This window comes from Candidatus Kuenenia sp. (assembly GCF_039794105.1).
In the GTDB taxonomy this organism is placed as follows: Bacteria; Planctomycetota; Brocadiia; order Brocadiales; family Brocadiaceae; genus Kuenenia.
The window spans coordinates 1-16,788 of sequence record NZ_JBDIWA010000047.1 but is presented as its reverse complement, the minus strand read 5'-3'; the positions used below and the strand labels follow the sequence as shown (position 1 = coordinate 16,788).

General features: G+C 41.8%; 11 protein-coding genes, 1 tRNA gene, 1 pseudogene and 1 riboswitch. Of the genes and pseudogenes, 2 read left to right on the top strand and 11 right to left on the bottom strand.

Translation table 11 applies throughout. The annotated features are described in order from the left end of the window. Positions 1-546 precede the first annotated feature (546 nt). From ABJL82_RS15475 to ABJL82_RS15460, 4 genes are all read right to left on the bottom strand, one after another. Positions 547-620 (bottom strand) — tRNA-Asp (locus ABJL82_RS15475). Between the two features lie 166 nt (positions 621-786). Next, positions 787-1,956: a sulfate adenylyltransferase gene (sat, locus tag ABJL82_RS15470; protein ID WP_347275608.1), complete on the bottom strand. Its 1,170-nt coding sequence runs from the start codon at positions 1,954-1,956 to the stop codon at positions 787-789. Positions 1,957-2,051: 95 nt separating this feature from the next. Then, positions 2,052-2,369, bottom strand: coding sequence for an adenylylsulfate reductase (locus ABJL82_RS15465; RefSeq protein WP_347275607.1), 318 nt, complete (start codon positions 2,367-2,369; stop codon positions 2,052-2,054). Further along, positions 2,369-4,042: an adenylyl-sulfate reductase subunit alpha gene (locus ABJL82_RS15460; protein WP_347275606.1), complete on the bottom strand. Its 1,674-nt coding sequence runs from the start codon at positions 4,040-4,042 to the stop codon at positions 2,369-2,371. The genes ABJL82_RS15465 and ABJL82_RS15460 overlap by 1 nt, the downstream gene beginning before the upstream one ends. Positions 4,043-4,463: 421 nt before the next feature. Between ABJL82_RS15460 and ABJL82_RS15455 the strand changes: the two genes are divergently transcribed. Then, positions 4,464-4,970 (top strand): hypothetical protein, encoded by a 507-nt coding sequence (locus tag ABJL82_RS15455; protein WP_347275605.1) that lies wholly within the window; start codon positions 4,464-4,466, stop codon positions 4,968-4,970. Between the two features lie 41 nt (positions 4,971-5,011). On the opposite strand, the gene ABJL82_RS15450 is transcribed toward ABJL82_RS15455, so the two are convergent. The 7 genes and pseudogenes from ABJL82_RS15450 to ABJL82_RS15420 all read right to left on the bottom strand — a co-directional run bounded on the left by ABJL82_RS15450 (position 5,012) and on the right by ABJL82_RS15420 (position 12,954). Further along, positions 5,012-5,350: a rhodanese-like domain-containing protein gene (locus ABJL82_RS15450; RefSeq protein ID WP_347275604.1), complete on the bottom strand. Its 339-nt coding sequence runs from the start codon at positions 5,348-5,350 to the stop codon at positions 5,012-5,014. A gap of 180 nt (positions 5,351-5,530) precedes the next feature. Continuing rightward, positions 5,531-6,817, bottom strand: a complete 1,287-nt coding sequence (locus tag ABJL82_RS15445) for a nucleotidyltransferase family protein (RefSeq protein ID WP_347275603.1) — start codon at positions 6,815-6,817, stop codon at positions 5,531-5,533. Between the two features lie 29 nt (positions 6,818-6,846). Beyond that, entirely contained in the window at positions 6,847-7,338 is a 492-nt protein-coding gene (locus tag ABJL82_RS15440) for a lasso peptide biosynthesis B2 protein (RefSeq protein WP_347275602.1), read from the bottom strand. Then, a pseudogene (locus tag ABJL82_RS15435) lies at positions 7,331-7,537 on the bottom strand (PqqD family protein); the annotation flags it as partial. The gene ABJL82_RS15440 and the pseudogene ABJL82_RS15435, both read right to left, overlap by 8 nt. Positions 7,538-7,744: 207 nt before the next feature. After that, a complete protein-coding gene (locus ABJL82_RS15430) occupies positions 7,745-8,752 on the bottom strand; it encodes a radical SAM protein (protein ID WP_347275601.1) in 1,008 nt (335 codons plus the stop codon). Positions 8,753-8,950: 198 nt separating this feature from the next. After that, positions 8,951-9,937: a hypothetical protein gene (locus ABJL82_RS15425; protein ID WP_347275600.1), complete on the bottom strand. Its 987-nt coding sequence runs from the start codon at positions 9,935-9,937 to the stop codon at positions 8,951-8,953. A 725-nt stretch (positions 9,938-10,662) separates the two neighbouring features. Next, the gene (locus tag ABJL82_RS15420) at positions 10,663-12,954 is read right to left on the bottom strand and encodes a carbohydrate binding domain-containing protein (protein ID WP_347275599.1); all 2,292 of its coding nucleotides are present in this window, start codon (positions 12,952-12,954) and stop codon (positions 10,663-10,665) included. Positions 12,955-13,162: 208 nt separating this feature from the next. Beyond that, positions 13,163-13,267, bottom strand: a riboswitch (cyclic di-GMP riboswitch). Between the two features lie 1,071 nt (positions 13,268-14,338). On the opposite strand from ABJL82_RS15420, the gene ABJL82_RS15415 reads away from it, so the two are divergent. Then, positions 14,339-16,369, top strand: coding sequence for an amylo-alpha-1,6-glucosidase (locus tag ABJL82_RS15415; protein ID WP_347275598.1), 2,031 nt, complete (start codon positions 14,339-14,341; stop codon positions 16,367-16,369). Positions 16,370-16,788: the final 419 nt, after the last annotated feature.

The window sequence follows — 16,788 nt, the reverse complement described above, 5'->3', positions numbered from 1 at the left end:
CTGCTATAAGAAATGGAAGAAAATTTCCAAGAAATATTCAACCACGCAAAAAAATATTTGCTTTCCCTTATAAACCAATTTCTTAACTTAATGACATTGGGTTGCAAACCTGAACCCGCCGGGAGTCGTGTAATGTTTATGCTGAATAGTTGCCATATATTTCTATAAATGCTCTGTTAGTACTTTGCCAAAATAGTTAATGGTAAAATACGAAATGCTAAATCCGAAATCCGATAACACTTTAGTTTTTTGAAAAATTCCAGTAATAACAATGTTTGCCGCATGGTGTAGGGGCGAAGCATTTGCCAGTACGAGTATGAATGCATTTATGATAATTTATAGCAAATGCTTCGCCCCTACGGTTTCAAAAAACTAACTTGTTACGAAATACGAAACAAATTCTAATGACAAAATGATTTTAAATGCTAAACAAGCATATCTTTCATTTTCGAGCTTCGTATTGTTGGATGTTTTGAATTTGTTTTGAATTTTGTGTTTGTTTGGTTCCGGCTTGTCCGGATTTTAGGCGTGTAAAAAAATAAAAAACGAGGCCGACGGGAATCGAACCCGCAACATCCAGATCGACAGTCTGGTACTCTAACCAATTGAGCTACGGCCCCTTAAAAGATGTTTTTTATTTTTCAAAATTGCAGTATTTTCAACAAATTGTGTATTGCTTATTGAAAGGCATTCAAGAGATGATACTGCCTTATTCCCAATAAGCAGAAAGGATATTAGCAGGTTTTTGTATCAATTTCAAGCCTTTTGTTTTGTCTGATTTAATCGTTACCGTGTACTTTGGTAATATTCACTTAATATCTTTGCAACTTCATGCCTTGTAAAGGTAGGAGGAGGCGCTTCTCCCTCGCTTAACATTCTTCGCACCTCAGTGCCGCTTAAGATGACATGATTTGCCGAGTCATGCGGACATGTCTTATAAGACGCCATACCATTGCACGCTTTACAATAAAATGTATGGTCAAAAAAGAGGGGAGTAATTCCTATTTCATGCGCATCAAATTCATCAAATATATAATGTGCGTCAAACGTCCCGTAATAGCTCCCTACCCCTGCATGATCCCTTCCCACAATGAAATGCGTACAGCCATAGTTTTTTCTCAACAGCGCGTGGAAAATTGCTTCGCGCGGGCCCGCATACCTCATTGCAGCAGGAAAGACCGACAACATCGCGCGGTCTTTCGGATAATATTTTTCTAAAAGAACTTCGTAGCTCTTAATCCTGACGTCTGCGGGGATATCATCGCTTTTTGTCGCTCCTACAAGTGGGTGCAAAAGGATGGCGTCAACAATCTCAAGAGCACATTTTTGAATATATTCATGCGCCCTGTGAACAGGATTACGTGTCTGGAAACCGACAATTCTCTTCCAGCCTCTTTTTACAAACAGTTCCCTTGTTTCTGCAGGATCGAGCCTGTAAGCGAGGAAGTCCCCTGGTTTTGCCCTGTCAACAACACTCACTTTACCGCCAAGAAGATAATCATCCATCTTGTAAACATAATCAACACCGGGGTGTTTTTTATCGTCCGTTCCATACACTTCAAGCGATTCTTTCGTCTTATCATGATGAAATATCTCTTCCAAATGTAATATGGCAATTACTTCATTTGCTTTATCGATAAGGGCAACGTCATTCCCCGGCTTAAGCCCTTCTATTTCTTCCTTACTCGCTGATAACGTCACGGGAATAGACCAAGGCAGTCCGTTTGCCAGACGCATATTATCGACAACATTATCATAATCTACTTTGCACATGAACCCCTCAAGCGGACTCATTGCGCCAACTGCAATCATATCGAGGTCTGTTATTTCACGGGAATCGAGTTGGATTTTTTTCATGGCATAATTTTTCGCCTTATCTAACAATACTTCTCTCTCTTCTGCGGAAGCTATCCGGTTTATAAGTTTACCCCCATGTGGCGGGATGTTCTTGACCATAGTTCACTCTTTCTCCTTTCAAAACTGTTTAAATGTATGCGATTTCTCCTGCTTTGCACCTGCTTTTACAAGGAACTAAAATTGTTGCGATAAAATTAATTCCTTACCTTTACCACAAATTCTTCTTTTTTCCCCTGCGAATTCCAGATAGTCCAGATTGTTTTATCCTTAGTCAGCCGTGCTTTTAATGAGGCGCTGTCGCTGCAAATCTGGAACGGTAATCTCAGTTCGATTGCCTGGACTGGGCATTCCTTTACACAGCAAGCACACGTCCAGCAAGCCGATTGGTCGCGTATTTCCGCTTTCATATTTTCCGTACGGTAGCAGAGATTTCCCGGACATATGCGTTCGCAGCGTGCTTCCGGCAATCCTTTGCAGCCATTGCAGATGGTTTTATCGATAAAAATGCTCATTATTGTAAGGGCCGTTCTTTCATATTTATTTCATTTGTTTCAACGTCATAGACAGAATTTACATACTTCAGCCAGCGATTATCGTCTTTTTGGGGATAGTCCAATCTGGTTTGATAACACGCCCATCGGGTCTCCTTACGGTAAATGAGATGTTCCACCAATGTCCTGGCAACATCAATCCGATCAATACACTCCAGTGCTTCTACGAGGTTGTAATTATCCGCCGCCATCAAATCCGTTGTATGGTTGTGCAAACATTTCAGCAATTGCCGGGCTTCCAGCAATCTGTTTTCATGCAACATGTAATTGAAAGAAATACCCCCGGCATATTCATCCATGATTTTTTGAAGCCGTTCTCTCACATCCAAGGGTGTTATCCCGTTAGTTCTGTTTAATAGATTAAAAATCCTGGCCTTTTCTTTTTCAATACTATTTTCGTCAATTTCTTCTGAAGAGATGTTATCAATGTCTTTTAGTGCCGTTAGCGCCGCAATAGCGCCTTCAGCCCAACAGCCGCTGACATATTTTTTAGGAGCCCCACCGGCGGTTTCGCCAGCGGCATAAAGCCCTGGAATGGTGGTTCTCCTTTCCGTGTCAATCCAATATCCCGCCTGGCAATGACCACCCACAACATAAGGTTCCGTACCGCGTATTTCAACAGGTTTTTTTCGCGGCTCCATTCCTTCGCTTGCCCACAGAAGAACAATCTGAGGGTTCATATTCAAATAATCTTCCTTTAGTTTCCTTTCTTCTTCTTCATTCAGGTGTGTTGTGTCAAGATAACAAGGCCCGCGGCATGCCTTCATTTCTTCCAGCGTGGCAAAAAGTCTGTATTGAGTCAAACATTTTCTTCCGCCCAAATGCTGATAATGGCAGCCAAGGTAGTCTTCCCCCAGCGCATTAACCTGTTTTGAACAAACCCCGACAGCAATTGTGCCTGTAGGGGCATTGACGTCTTTTACGCGCAAAGGGATAAACCTGTTCTCAAAACCTGTCATTTCGGCGCCAATACGAATCCCCATCGCATAGCCCGTCCCGGCATTCCACGGGCAATACCACATCAAATGCCTCGCGCCGCCGGTATTATTAGGTTTATATATCCCGGCAGCTCCTCCGGTAGCAACAATAACGGCTTTTGCCCGAACCACATATAAATTACCACCCCTGACGTCATAACCAAACGCGCCACAAACCCGTTTTCCATTATAGATAAAATTTGTCGCAACGACGCGGTTTAACACCTGAGCTGCCGTTTTCCTCACCGCTTCAGCAAGTATAGGTTTCAGCCTTTCGCCAAAAATGCGAATACTGCGCGTTCCCCGGTTTTTGTAAGAACCGTCATCATTTTTTTCAATAGGCAGCCCTAACGCATCCACCTCCTTTACCACTTCATTAAATCTTTCCGCCATGGTAAGCACTAAATCTTTTCGTATAATCCCTTCAAACTCTCTCGCCACAAAATCAACATATGATGCAGGGGTTTGTCCCGGATGAATATAAGCATTAATGGCATTAAGCCCCATTGCCAAACAACCGCTGCGTTCAATATGCGCCTTTTCCATGATAACCACTTTGCAGCGGGAAGATTTTTTATAAATTTGCATTGCTGCAAAGCAGCCGGCTGCACCTCCTCCGATAATTAATATGTCTGCATCAATATTCTTAATATCCATTATGGTAACACTTCTGGAGAAAACATTTTTAGAAAAACATCAACACAATCAGAATGAAGCTGGAAAATTAATCTGCTATGGATATTTTAATCTACTTTATGAACGGTAATTTCGATTGTTTTTACACAAAAACCTTGAAGAAAAGCAAGATTCCAGAGTTCATCTTTTCAAAAAATAACAAAGTGCCAATGGTACTTATATTTTATTAATATGTCAAATTGAAAACGCCCTTCTTCATCAATGTAAATTCGTATTTTTGATTTGTTAAGAAATTATGTAACTTTTATTTCCTTATAAATGAACAAACCCTCCCCCTATTCCTCTCAAGATGGGATTTATCAAATTCCAGTCCTGGTAAAGACTTGAGGGTTCGGTAAAATAAAAAATTGATAACGTTTCATGATATTTGTATAATGTACCCATGCCTATAACGAAAGAATTAGAAAATATACGAAAGTTTGAATCTGTCGGGTTTACTCACGATCAGGCGGAAGTTCTGACAGAGACCCTTGAACAATCGCATGTTAACGGCCAGCAAAACCTGAAGGATTTTCTTAACATTAAATTTAATGAGATGGACGTCAAATTTAATGCGATGGATGTCCAGTTTAATGCTCTTCGTAACGATATGGACATCAAATTTAACGCGATGGATGTAAAATTTAATGTTCTTCGTAATGAGGTGGACATTAAGTTTAAAGATCTTCGTAACGATGTGGATGCCAAAATTAATGATTTCCGTAGCGATGTGGACGTTAAGTTTAAAGACCTTCGTAACGAAATTGACCTCAGGTTTCTGGAAACCCGTAATGAGATTGTCAACCTTGAGTTTCGCATAAGGGCTTCGCACGCAGATTTGCTTATGAAGATATTTGCAATCGTAGCCGGTTGTACCACTATCGCCGTCGCTGTAGCCAAGTTATTTTAACCTCGCCAAAGGCGATATATTCCCATTGCCTTTCGAGAGTTTCACTCCGCTTTATTCTGCCTTTTTTTGATCTCCTCATAGCCGCCTGCATTTATTACATTTAGATATCCCATTTTATCCAGAATCTCTTTTGCAATACCAGACCGCCTCCCGCTTTCGCAATAAAGGAAAATTTTTTCACTCTTGTTTTTTGTAACCGACTCAATTTCCCTTCCAATTTCTTTATATGGAATGTTTATAGCATCCTCAATATGTCCCGACTTGTATTCCTTGGCAGTTCTTACGTCAATCCAGATTCCAATCATATCGTTCACTTGCCCCCCAATTACACAATTCATCATGACAATAAAAAAACATAAAATCATAGCTAATTTTTTCATATCAACTCCATTTCTAAAATAATGTATCTATAAAAATTGATACCCTCTCAAATCCGGCATGCCTTTCCCAGAGTTTCGCGATTGAGTAACATTTTATTTGGAACATCTCAATAAATTATAGCAGTCGATAGCTGTCAGTTGATAGTAAAAAGAACGCCAAACTACCACCCTTGGGCTGGTTTAATCGTCCACGATTGGACCTACTTGAGAATTTATCCATGTATTAAGGATTGCCTCTTCCTTAACTCGAGGGAGCATTAGTATTATCTTTCCGGATTTTAAAATGAGGCGAAAGGGACGAATTAAATAGTATAGACAGAGCCTCTTTGAGTACAAAGGTACTGAATACCTATTTGAGAGAACTTTTGGATGTGGAAATATTTCTTTAAAAAGAATCTTTATCTTCGTTTGAAATGTATCCGCTATTTGTGACTTGATAAAACTACCGGGAACGGCAGGAAGGGTATCTTCCCTGATAAGTATTCTTTTATTGATAAGCCGCACTAATTCTTTATCTAAATCCTCTGATCTAAAGCTACTAAGGGCATTATGAAAAACGTCATCGTGCTCTCCCATGATTTCCCTTACAATGGAAAGGGTAGTATACATAAGGCTATCTATTCCGTATTTTTCGGCTTCAGACTTAAACCTTACCCAATCAATCTCATCTCTATAATATTTAAGGGTTTGAAAAATATCATACAACTGGATAAGTGCGCCTTTGCTACTAAAACCTCCATTATGATTTATAAACCGGTGTTTTAAAAAATGGAAGCAGAGGTGAGTAATTAAATCCTCCGGACTGAGTATAAATGCTTTACTGCCGGAAATTTCTATCGTTCTAGCCTCTTCCCACCATCTTTCAATAATGTCATTAATAATGCGAATTCTTAATGGGTGTGCCTTTCTTGCTATGTGCCAGTGAATTTCCACCGGGATATTCTTCTCTGAATTAACATAACTTATATGCTGGTGGTTTTCTCTGTACCAGTCCGGTTGCATTTCACCCTGGAAACGATAGTCTAATCCGGACATTATTTTCTCTGCACAAGGGAGGTCTTCTTTTTTAACGAGAAGGTCAACGTCACTCATTTGCCGTAAACCAACATCGCCATAAACAGTTTTCGCTAAAGCCGCGCCCTTTAAAACAATAACTTTCACACCTTTATCACAAAATGTCTCTAAAATCCTTTTTAATTCCGCATAAAGGTACATATTCCTGGCTAAATTTCCATGATAAGCCGTTCTCAACTGAGCCGTGACCTCTTGAGATATACAATGTCCCTTACTGATATTCTTTAAGTTGTGATATAGTAATGGGGCAATACCATGCCAGAAAGCAGACGCTAAAACCTCTTCCCAGTTTAACGAAAGGTTTATTACATCCTTAATTTTATCTCCTGTATTCCCGGAGATGCTTGTCTGAAGACAATGGAGTAAGAACCTATTTTCATGTGATATGTTCATTATCAGCCTCCGGGATAATTTTATCCAATTTACTCTATCTTGTCTGGGAAACAATACGTCATCGTATAGGTTTTAGTTACTTCCGCATTTCTTTCCAGAAAAATATCCCCATGGTAAAGAAGCCAGGCATGGCCCTCCAATTTCTTTTTTGCCTCTCTATCAGATAACCTCCCGTTATATCTCACTCCAAAACATACAAAGACGTTTATTCCCAATTTACGTAAAAAGTGATAAAGAACTAAAGACCGCCTGAGACAGATATTTTTGTCTGTCCAGAGGTTATGCCTCAGTATGTAGTCTGTAAACTTTATGATCTTATCTTTCATGTTTTCCAGGTCTTTGTTCTGGCAAACTCTAAAGTTCCGTGGCGCAAGCATTTTCATAACCCTGGGCAGGGACAAGAACCTGAACAGGAAAGGCAAAACGGCAATCAGGAGAAAAATTTGGGTAAAGAGCCAGATCTCCCCGAAGGAGCTAAAATGAGTCCTGAATTTTTTAATAGCACAAGTTTTGTTACCCATCTACAACCTTCACTAATTTTTCACGGATAAGTTCATGGATGAGATTAAGCACACTTTCTCTGGCCTTTTCAGGTAAAACATCGAATTCATTTTGAATTATTTCGCTTATCTCTCCAGGCGTAAGACCACTACTGAGCATTTGCCAGATCCGCAGTCCTGTTTCATTTAAGGTGAAGTACATCTTCGTGCCCAGATGGAGAAGGACGGCCTCTTTGCCTTATAATTCCGTAATAACAACCTCAGGGTCAGGCGTTACCCTATAATTTAACGCTAGCATCTTTTATCAACCTCCTTTTCAGTATTTCTCGTAATTATTCAATATGAAGTGAAAGACCTCCCATTCCCTACTTTCTGCGAAGCAGGGGATAAAGGGGCGGTCATAAAATCTACAAAATTGCACTTGATATTATGCAAATACCCCTTCCGTCCAAACCATGCGAGACCAGGGGTTCCCCGAAAACTCTTTCAGCCAGTCTACCTTCTTAAAATAATTCAAGCAGAACCAACAGGGAAAATAATCTGAATCTCTAAATTTACCATTGCCGTGGTGTTCAAGCTTCTCTTTTTGAAACTTCCCGTTAACCTGAACCAAACGCCTATAAACCTCTGAAAAACTCATCTCATTCAAATTGCCTATTATATCATCGTTTCCTACTTCTTCTCCATGTCCTGATAAATTACAGCACATGGTGACATTGCCACGCCAGTCGATATTAATCTCTTCCATTTTAAACGAAGCGCAAGGAAAGAGTTCAGTCGTATAGTATCCCGATGCCATAACGATAGGAATGGAAAAGGTTTTCTGGTGCTGACAGATGATAGTTTCTGTCAGCCTTCTTTCTATCGGCGAAAGATCCATATTTTCTGATACGATTCGGGGAGTTGAAATAAGATGTCCAAACCTGAGTCCCCGGCCTCCCAGTTTTGCTGCAAGCACTGCTATTTCATTTAATTCACCCCGACTGTGGGACGTAATGACCGTATTGAAGGTGAAGGGAATATCTTTTACCACACAAATGCTTACGGCCTGCATCACCCGGCGATACGAACCCTTTCCACGAAGCCTGTCATGTGTCTCCTCCCTCGCACCTTCTAAACTAAAGGTAATTCCTGTAAGACTATTAAGATGGGGAAGTATCTTTCTGTAAATTTCAGTAAAATTCCAACCGTTTGTAACAAAGCCAAAGTTATATCCAGCTTCGGATACCATCGTGAACATCTCGGTAAATCTGGGATGCAACGTTGGCTCTCCGCCGGTAAAGGAGATGTAATCAAAGCCATGCCCCCCGGCATTCCGGAGAATCCTTTCTAAAATTTCTATTTTCAGGTCTCCGTCACCACTATGCCTTCCATCAAGGCAATGATGGCAGCTTAAATTACAGCGATTGGTAAGTTCTATCAATATTCCCGGCATTGTAGTATTACTGTATAAAAACTTTTTTTTAACAATTCACGAGGTATTTGTAACGATACATAAACCCCCTCAATCCCCTTTGTTAAGGGGAACTTTAAAAATCCCCCTTAACAAAAGGGGTAAGGGGGTTGTAATTCTGCATGTATTTCGAGTCGGCGGAACTGTTACCTCTTTTTGTATGTTTTTGTGTCATTGTAGCTAAACAATTAAACCTGATAAAATTCCTGAAATTTTCTCCGGTTTTTCATACAAATCGTGTCCTGCAAGGAGTTCGTAACTATCTGACTGAGATACAAGCCGCTTAATGGCCTCTAAATGTACATTGACCGCCTGACGTTTAAAAAATAGCGATGCACTTTGCCTCATCAATTTTATAAAGGCAGTTGTTTTATCTACGGGTATCAACATACTCTCAGGTTGAAGAACTATTTGGGTGTAAATCAATACCTTTGGAATACAGCTTGTCCGAAATCGACCTGGGTAGACCGACTCTACATCTAAAAATCGCTTGGTATGGTTTCCCATTGCCGAGCCCTTAAGATGAGGCGCTATTTCAGGGAATTGCCGGGACAAGACAGGATCGAGATAAAAATGCTTCCGAAAGGCCAGGGATTCTATTCCGTCCGCTGATGATCTAAGAAAAAGGGCATCGTCTGAGACATAGTGCCAGCCCTGACGGACCAAACTAAGGGCAGTACTTGATTTGCCGCTGCCTGACTCCCCTAAAAACAGATAGCCCCTCCCATCTCTGACAAGCCCGGCAGCATGAAGGTCGTAGAAACCCCGGGAAGAAAGGAGATGGATAAGGCCAACAAGAAAGAAGTTATACTTCGATAAAGGAGGTTTTTCCTTAAAAGAGCGATGAAGGGTTACGAAACCTGTTCCCGCTTGAAGTTGGAGCTGAAAAACAGATAATCGGTCGGTGAGGTAAACATGACCATCTGCCTCACAGATTGATAAGTCATAGCAGTAAAAAGGCACTGATGCCGAACGTGGGATATTCAAGGGTGCATCCGTCGTGGTAAATTTCAACTCAATATGAACGGAATTCGCTATACCGCATCGTTTAACAAAGGGAAGGGGAGAGAAGAATTGCTCAATTTCATCTTCAATCCCCTCCCCTTCCCATTTGACCCCAACGGTTATTTCGTAGAAAGAGTAGAAATTAACCCCTGTTTCAATCATCTCAACCTCTCATCTTCCTAATCTTCCCATCCTCTTTTTTATGAGTTCCTTTGTTATACCTACGGTCTAAAAGTACCAAAGAACTGACCCGTAATCTTGGTTGCATCTCCGTGTTTCGTAAGCTTCGGTTCGATGAAGGTTAATTTAGGCTCTGCAAAAGGCTTCCTGGTTTGGGAAGCATGTAAGCCATGTTCCTCCTGGCCGATGTGTCCCGCGGAAATCTTTTCTGACATTTTTCTCACCCCCTTCCTTAAAATTGAATACTATCAAAGTTTAGCCACAGAGTCCACAGCGTGGCATAACTAAAACCAAAGGAACCACCCCTCAATCCCCTCCTTCGCAAGGAGGGGATTGAGGGGTGGTAAAGTATCAAAACCCCTCCGATTTCCCCTTCAGAAGGGGGGACAAAGGGGATGTAAAATATCTTACACAACAAATTAAATAAAAATCTTTGCTAAAAAACAAGGTTTTATAAATTTGTAATACAGATAGTTATCCGTCTCTGTCATCTGTTGTCTTTTCCCAACCCCTTAATCGCTAATAAGGCAATGGCACACGGACAAACAAGTTTGTCCATGCCACCTACCTGTCTGCTGTCTGCACTCTATCTCAGTGCCTCTGTGGTTTCCATCCCCCTGTTATCATTTCTCTGCGTTCTCAGAGTCCTCTGCGGTGAACGAAAAACACTCTGCTCTTCTGTGTTCATCTGCGTCCAAAACATATTTCTATTTAGGACGGAATCTGCCGAAGAATCCCCTCTTGTGCAATTTTACACGCCTTGGTTCAGTGCCTGTTGATTGTAGTGCTTCTAATGCTTGAGAAGATGCCGCTTCTTTACTCCCCAACACATCCACAACGAACCTAAACCGATTCGAATTCGTTAAGCAAATAATGAAATTGACATCTACAGATTCCCCGGGGCTCAGTACGCCATCGGCATAATCTCCCTCATTTTGCACTGTCAACCTTGATCCTACTCCGCCTGCTCCCCCATCGGCGTTTTGCAATACATTATTATTTGTCAATTCTGTAACCTCAACCACAAGACCGTTAAGTGAGCTGTTACACTTGTTTGTAAGCCTTGCATCGAAGCTAAATTGCCCCACAAACCCATCCCCACAATCGGAGGTATCAGAAGTAGTCGTGTATGTTGATTTTATAGGTTTAAAGGTAACGAGGTCATTAATAATTTCCGGTGTTGGCGTGCCAGGCTTACTTACCGGTCCACCTGAAGCCCAGGCATTCGATGTAATCCCCAGACAGCGCGTTGGCTGACTGGCAAGGGCGGTGGTTCCGGAATAATAGTCGTGGGTAAAACCCGAATCATTGTTGTAGATAGAATTCGGGATCGGATTAGCTTCCGTATCGTCTTCCCAGACGTAATATTGGCCCGTGTAGCAATTTACATACTGTGTGGCATCCGTATGATTTTCAACCTTCGGTTTGGGGGCTGTCCCGGACGCATCAAAATATTCAGAAATGGAATGCCCATACTCGTGCTTGAAAACATTGCGATGGCCATACGAAATAGCCGCTTCAATGATGAGCGTTGTATACGTCTGCCCTGTTCCCAAAAATGGTGTAAATCCCGCCGCATTCCCTATCCATATATATTCCCCGGTATTTTGGTCTGTGCACCTCGGGTCCCAGATCACAATAACAGAGTCAAATGCCGGATCACGTTCGGGGGCAGTATTCTCCGGGGCAGGCCACCAGCCACTTCCGGCACTCCCACTAAGCTCTGTAAGCGCTCGATCGGGGTAGCGGATCGTAAGGATGGGGATCATGTTCCCGCTCGTGAGTGCGGGAATATCTGTCTTAACGAACAGTGTAGCAGCGCTTGCAGCCTGATCCTTTTCGTCCGGGGTCATGGAAGCAACAACATGACGCTCAATCGATGTGTCGGCATCTTCAAAACTCCCATTCTTAAGCAAGTTGACCGGGGCTCCGCTTACTGGTGTAAGTTGCAGATCGTCGAACCATACGGTACCTGTGGTGGTTCCCGACCAGTAGCCCAGCCGGGCTGCAATCGTCACCTGGATATCTGTGCCTGAGTTGAAAACGAAACTGACATAAGTCCAGTCATTCGTTCCAAAGAGCCCCTCCGAACGCGTCCAGGTGCCAAAGAGTGAAAGGTTTGCCCCAGCATCTACAGCCTGAGAAGAGTGCGCTACGTTTTCTGTCTTGATCCAGCCCGACACGAGGTAATTCGTGTTGGGTTGCACGGTCACCGTCTGACTGATCCATCGGGCGTCATTCGGTGTGGGTGCTTCAATCTTCACGCTCTTGCTGCCCAGATAAGCCTGGCTGTTATCCCAGGTGAGCGTGGCGGAAGGGGCAAACACGTCAGAAGTCCAGTCACTCACAGAACCAACATGCGAACTATCCGTATAGGTGAAATCCGTTGTGCCGTAAATGAGAACCAATATCTTCCAGCGCGGATGCGGGCCGGAAGGGTCGATTAGTGTAAGTTGCAGATCGTCGAACCATACGGTACCTGTGGTGGTTCCCGACCAGTAGCCCAGCCGGGCTGCAATCGTCACCTGGGTATCTGAGCCTGAGTTGAAAACGAAACTGACATAGGTCCAGTCATTTGTTCCAAAGAGCCCCTCCGAACGTGTCCAGGTGCCAAAGAGTGAAAGATTTGCCCCGGCATCTACTGACTGGGAAGAGTGCGCTACGTTTTCTGTCTTGATCCAACCTGATACGAGGTAATTCGTGTTAGGTTGTACGGTTACCGTCTGACTGATCCAGCGGGCGTCATTCGGTGTGGGCGCTTCAATCTTTACGCTCTTGCTACCCAAATGAGCCTGGCTGTTATCCCAAATGAGTGTGGCGGAAGGGTCAAACGCGTCAGGAGTCCAGTCACTCGGGAAGCCTGTGAGTGAAAAGTTACCGTCTTCAAAACTCCCATTCAAAAGCAAGTTGACAGACTGGGCCGCTAGAAGAGATGGGATCAAAAACATTACCAACAAAAGAACCGCAGATACTATAAAGACCTTGCCTTCCCTTTTCATCTTACTATCCTCCTTTTATGGTTCTATGATAAGTTATGGATATCACCGCATATCCGTATATGAAAATGTAAGTGTTATTTATGAAGGCACAAAGCTTTCGGATACTCTTTCTCTAAAGAAACCAGGAAAATATGCCACGTAATTTTTACTAAAGTAATATCCTTAAAATAAAAAAGCCTTACTGCAAAGATATTTTTTGGGAAACATCTCCGGCAGTAAGGCTGTCTTTATATTTTCCCGCCTTTGCAGGAAAATATTTTGAAGACCCTTTGCTTTGCGTCCCCTGATTACTAAGGGTTTGCCCTTATCGTGATGCTTTTATAATAATAGATGATTGTGTTGTGTGTTGTGTGTTGTGTGATTATTTCTATAAACAGACAGGCTAAAGTCATTTTATGCAAGCTGGGATAAAAAATATTCTACTTTTTCTCCCTTACAAAACGTCAATCCTAGTCTTTATACATTGTCATCAGGCAACTCCAGAAACAAATCAGATTACCCCTAATAATAATGTATAAAATATCTTGTTTTCACAATCGTGACGAAGATAAAGCTTCGCATCTATAGAAGGACTTGGCTTCTCAGCGTTAACCGCTTTCCACATATTGGCAAAAAAACTGCCGATCACATCTTCTGCCAGGTTCCATTCGCCTGCATCGTCATCTACCGTTGCCGTGTCAAAATAAAGCTGGCACTGGAGGACTCACGGCAAAGATACAGCTATTTGTTAATTCTCATAAATCATTGGGTAAATAACAAAAACGCTGTTTGTTAACCTCATTTCTTAAGAATAGTTCAGCCTACTACTGAGATACCAGGAAGGTCTTTTGGGAAGGGAAATAAGAATACCTTTCTTAAATAAAATCCATACAATATAGCATATTAAAAATAATACTTCTGTAAATACCCTATTTGGGGTGTATACAAATAGATGCCTACTTTAGGGTTAATGGATAACATGCATTTGCGCTTCTGTCAAACTACCGAAATACAACAGGCCTGAAGGGCAGAAAGCATATAGCCAAGGGCTTAGGTTGGGTTTTAAAAGACAAAAAACCCAACGGCATTCATTTTTACCTATCCCTTATATCCCTTCTAAAAAGAGGGGCCGGGGGGGAGTTATAAGGAAGCAAAACCTTTTAACACGCACACTGTACTATGTATGCGTGGTAAATTTTTTTTCAAAAGTCCAAAGTGTTACGACATTTTTATTTCAAATGTTGCAGCAATTTCTTGTATACTTCACCTGAAAATGAACGTATTAACCCTGACAGGGTTTGGAACCCTGTCAGGGTTAATACTACACAGATTTTTATGCAGGACGTAAAAATAAAATGTCGCTGTAGTGATATTTATATTTTAATCGTAAAGAGCTCTTATTTATATGACTATCGTTTTTAAAAAGAATATCTGTCAAACGGTTTCTCTTTCTTTAGAAAAAGAATGGCTGGAAGCAAATGGGATCGGTGGCTATGCCTCATCTACAATTATTGGCGCCAATACAAGACGTTATCATGGGTTGCTTATGGCGGCAACAAAGCCGCCCCTGGGAAGGATGTTAATGCTGTCCAAATTAGAAGAAACACTCTTTGTTGATGGATTGGAATATCCTTTGTCCACGAATATTTATCCTTATACGCTCTTCCCGGAAGGATACAAAAACCTCGTTCAATTCCAATCAGATCCGTTTCCTGTATGGGAGTATTCTGTAGAAGGAATGCTGATTAAAAAAACGGCCTTTATGGTGTATGGTCAAAATACCACCGTGATTATGTATCAGATACATCGTGAGAATAAAATGCTTCCCCCACCTGTTTTATCAATTCGTTTTATGATTGCTTTTCGTGATTATCACAGTCTGACTCATGAGAATCCCTCTTTGAATACCGGCTATGCAAGCCTGCGCAATGGGGTTTGTTTAACGCCATACAAGGAACTCCCCTCTCTGTATCTTTTTTTTAATGCGGCATCAATCGACTCAAATTGTTTTTGGTATAAAAACATGGAATATCCTAAGGAGATTGAACGGGGAATGGACGCCCATGAGGATCATTTCAGCCCTTTTGCGGTCAATTTCGGTCCAATACAAAACGATGCAATCTATTATGTTGTCGCATCAACGGAAAACCATGATTCCATTGATATTAATAAACTTTATGAAAAGGAAACAGCACGCAGAAATGCGTTGAACAACAATATCCAAAAAAATCAAATAATTCCCTCCCTTGTTTTTTCAGAAACAGGAGGCGAAAGCACCGGGAATTCAGGCATGCTGAACTGCTTACTCTCCACATCAGACACTTTTATTGTAAAGAGGGGGAATTGCAGGAAAAGCATTATTGCCGGATACCATTGGTTTGCTGATTGGGGGAGGGACACGATGATTTCGCTTCCAGGCTTAACCCTTGTTCAGGGGAAATATGATACGGCAAAAGAAATATTGCTCACGTATGCCGGCTATGTTGACAAGGGCATGATTCCCAATCGTTTTCCCGACTATGGAGAATTGCCGGAATACAATACAGTGGATGCGTCTTTGTGGTACATACATGCGGCGTATAAGTATTATCTCTATTCTAAAGATATACTGACAATTCAGAATAAGCTGTATCAGGTTTTACACGAAATCGTCTCCTATTACCGTAAAGGTACCCGTTATAATATTCACATTGAGAACAACGGTTTAATCTATGCCGGAGAGGAAGGCATTCAATTGACATGGATGGACGCAAAAGCAGGTGATTGGGTGGTGACCCCCCGCATGGGCAAGGCGGTCGAGGTCAATGCCCTTTGGCACAATGCATTGAGGATTATCTCTTTTTTTGCGGAAATCATGGATTTCGAAAATGATTGCCGTGAATATTCTGCGTTGTCTGCAAAGGCAGGCAATTCATTCAATGAGTTATTTTGGTTCGAAGAAGGCGGCTATCTTTACGATTATGTTGACGGCGGAATGAAAAACTCTTCAATCCGCCCGAATCAGATATTTGCCATAAGTCTGCCATTCGCGTCATTACCCTTCAGAAAACAACAGGCTGTTTTTGAGATCGTAAAAAAACATTTATTAACACCTTATGGATTGAGGAGCCTTTCCCCCGCCGATAAAGATTACATTGGTGTTTATTGCGGAAATGTTTATGAGAGGGATAAGGCATACCATCAGGGCGCCGTATGGGCATGGCTGATAGGACCATATCTTGATGCATTTTTTAAGATATACGGCAACAATATTCATACACAAAAAATGGCGGTTGAATTACTACGACCGTTGTTTAATCATCTGTACGATGCCGGAATTGGTTCTGTTTCGGAGATCTTTGACGGAGATTATCCCCATAAGCCGCGCGGATGTATATCACAGGCATGGAGTGTCGGCGAATTGTTGCGGGCAATATTTGAAAATTTGGCAAAGTAGCATCTATTTTGTAGCACTTTAGTCTTTTGGAAAAGCGAAAACTCTGGTGCAGGTTCAGGTTTGCAACCCAATGTCATTAAGTTAAGCGACCGGCCGCAAAAGTCCCCCTTAGAAAAGGGGGATAAAGGGGGTTGTTTTTGATCAAATATCCTTAACTTAATGACATTGGTTTGCAACCTGAACCAAACGTTTTATGCTTTCAAATCAGCCTTCTATTAGCAGAACAAATGACAAATAAATTCCAACCAGGGATGTTGTGATTCGGGCATTGAAATTTTACCGCAGTACATGTCCCCATTATACGCATAAACGCATAGGTTCAGGTTGCAAACCAATGTCATTAAGTTAAGAAATTGGTTTATAAGGGAAAGCAAATATTTTTTTGCGTGGTTGAATATTTCTTGGAAATTTTCTTCCAT

Coding starts and splice junctions, on each gene's coding strand:
- sat (WP_347275608.1), bottom strand. CDS start 1,956: ATGGTCAAGAACATCCCGCCACATGGGGGTAAACTTATAAACCGGATA.
- ABJL82_RS15465 (WP_347275607.1), bottom strand. CDS start 2,369: ATGAGCATTTTTATCGATAAAACCATCTGCAATGGCTGCAAAGGATTG.
- ABJL82_RS15460 (WP_347275606.1), bottom strand. CDS start 4,042: ATGGATATTAAGAATATTGATGCAGACATATTAATTATCGGAGGAGGT.
- ABJL82_RS15455 (WP_347275605.1), top strand. CDS start 4,464: ATGCCTATAACGAAAGAATTAGAAAATATACGAAAGTTTGAATCTGTC.
- ABJL82_RS15450 (WP_347275604.1), bottom strand. CDS start 5,350: ATGAAAAAATTAGCTATGATTTTATGTTTTTTTATTGTCATGATGAAT.
- ABJL82_RS15445 (WP_347275603.1), bottom strand. CDS start 6,817: ATGAACATATCACATGAAAATAGGTTCTTACTCCATTGTCTTCAGACA.
- ABJL82_RS15440 (WP_347275602.1), bottom strand. CDS start 7,338: ATGGGTAACAAAACTTGTGCTATTAAAAAATTCAGGACTCATTTTAGC.
- ABJL82_RS15430 (WP_347275601.1), bottom strand. CDS start 8,752: ATGCCGGGAATATTGATAGAACTTACCAATCGCTGTAATTTAAGCTGC.
- ABJL82_RS15425 (WP_347275600.1), bottom strand. CDS start 9,937: ATGATTGAAACAGGGGTTAATTTCTACTCTTTCTACGAAATAACCGTT.
- ABJL82_RS15420 (WP_347275599.1), bottom strand. CDS start 12,954: ATGAAAAGGGAAGGCAAGGTCTTTATAGTATCTGCGGTTCTTTTGTTG.
- ABJL82_RS15415 (WP_347275598.1), top strand. CDS start 14,339: ATGACTATCGTTTTTAAAAAGAATATCTGTCAAACGGTTTCTCTTTCT.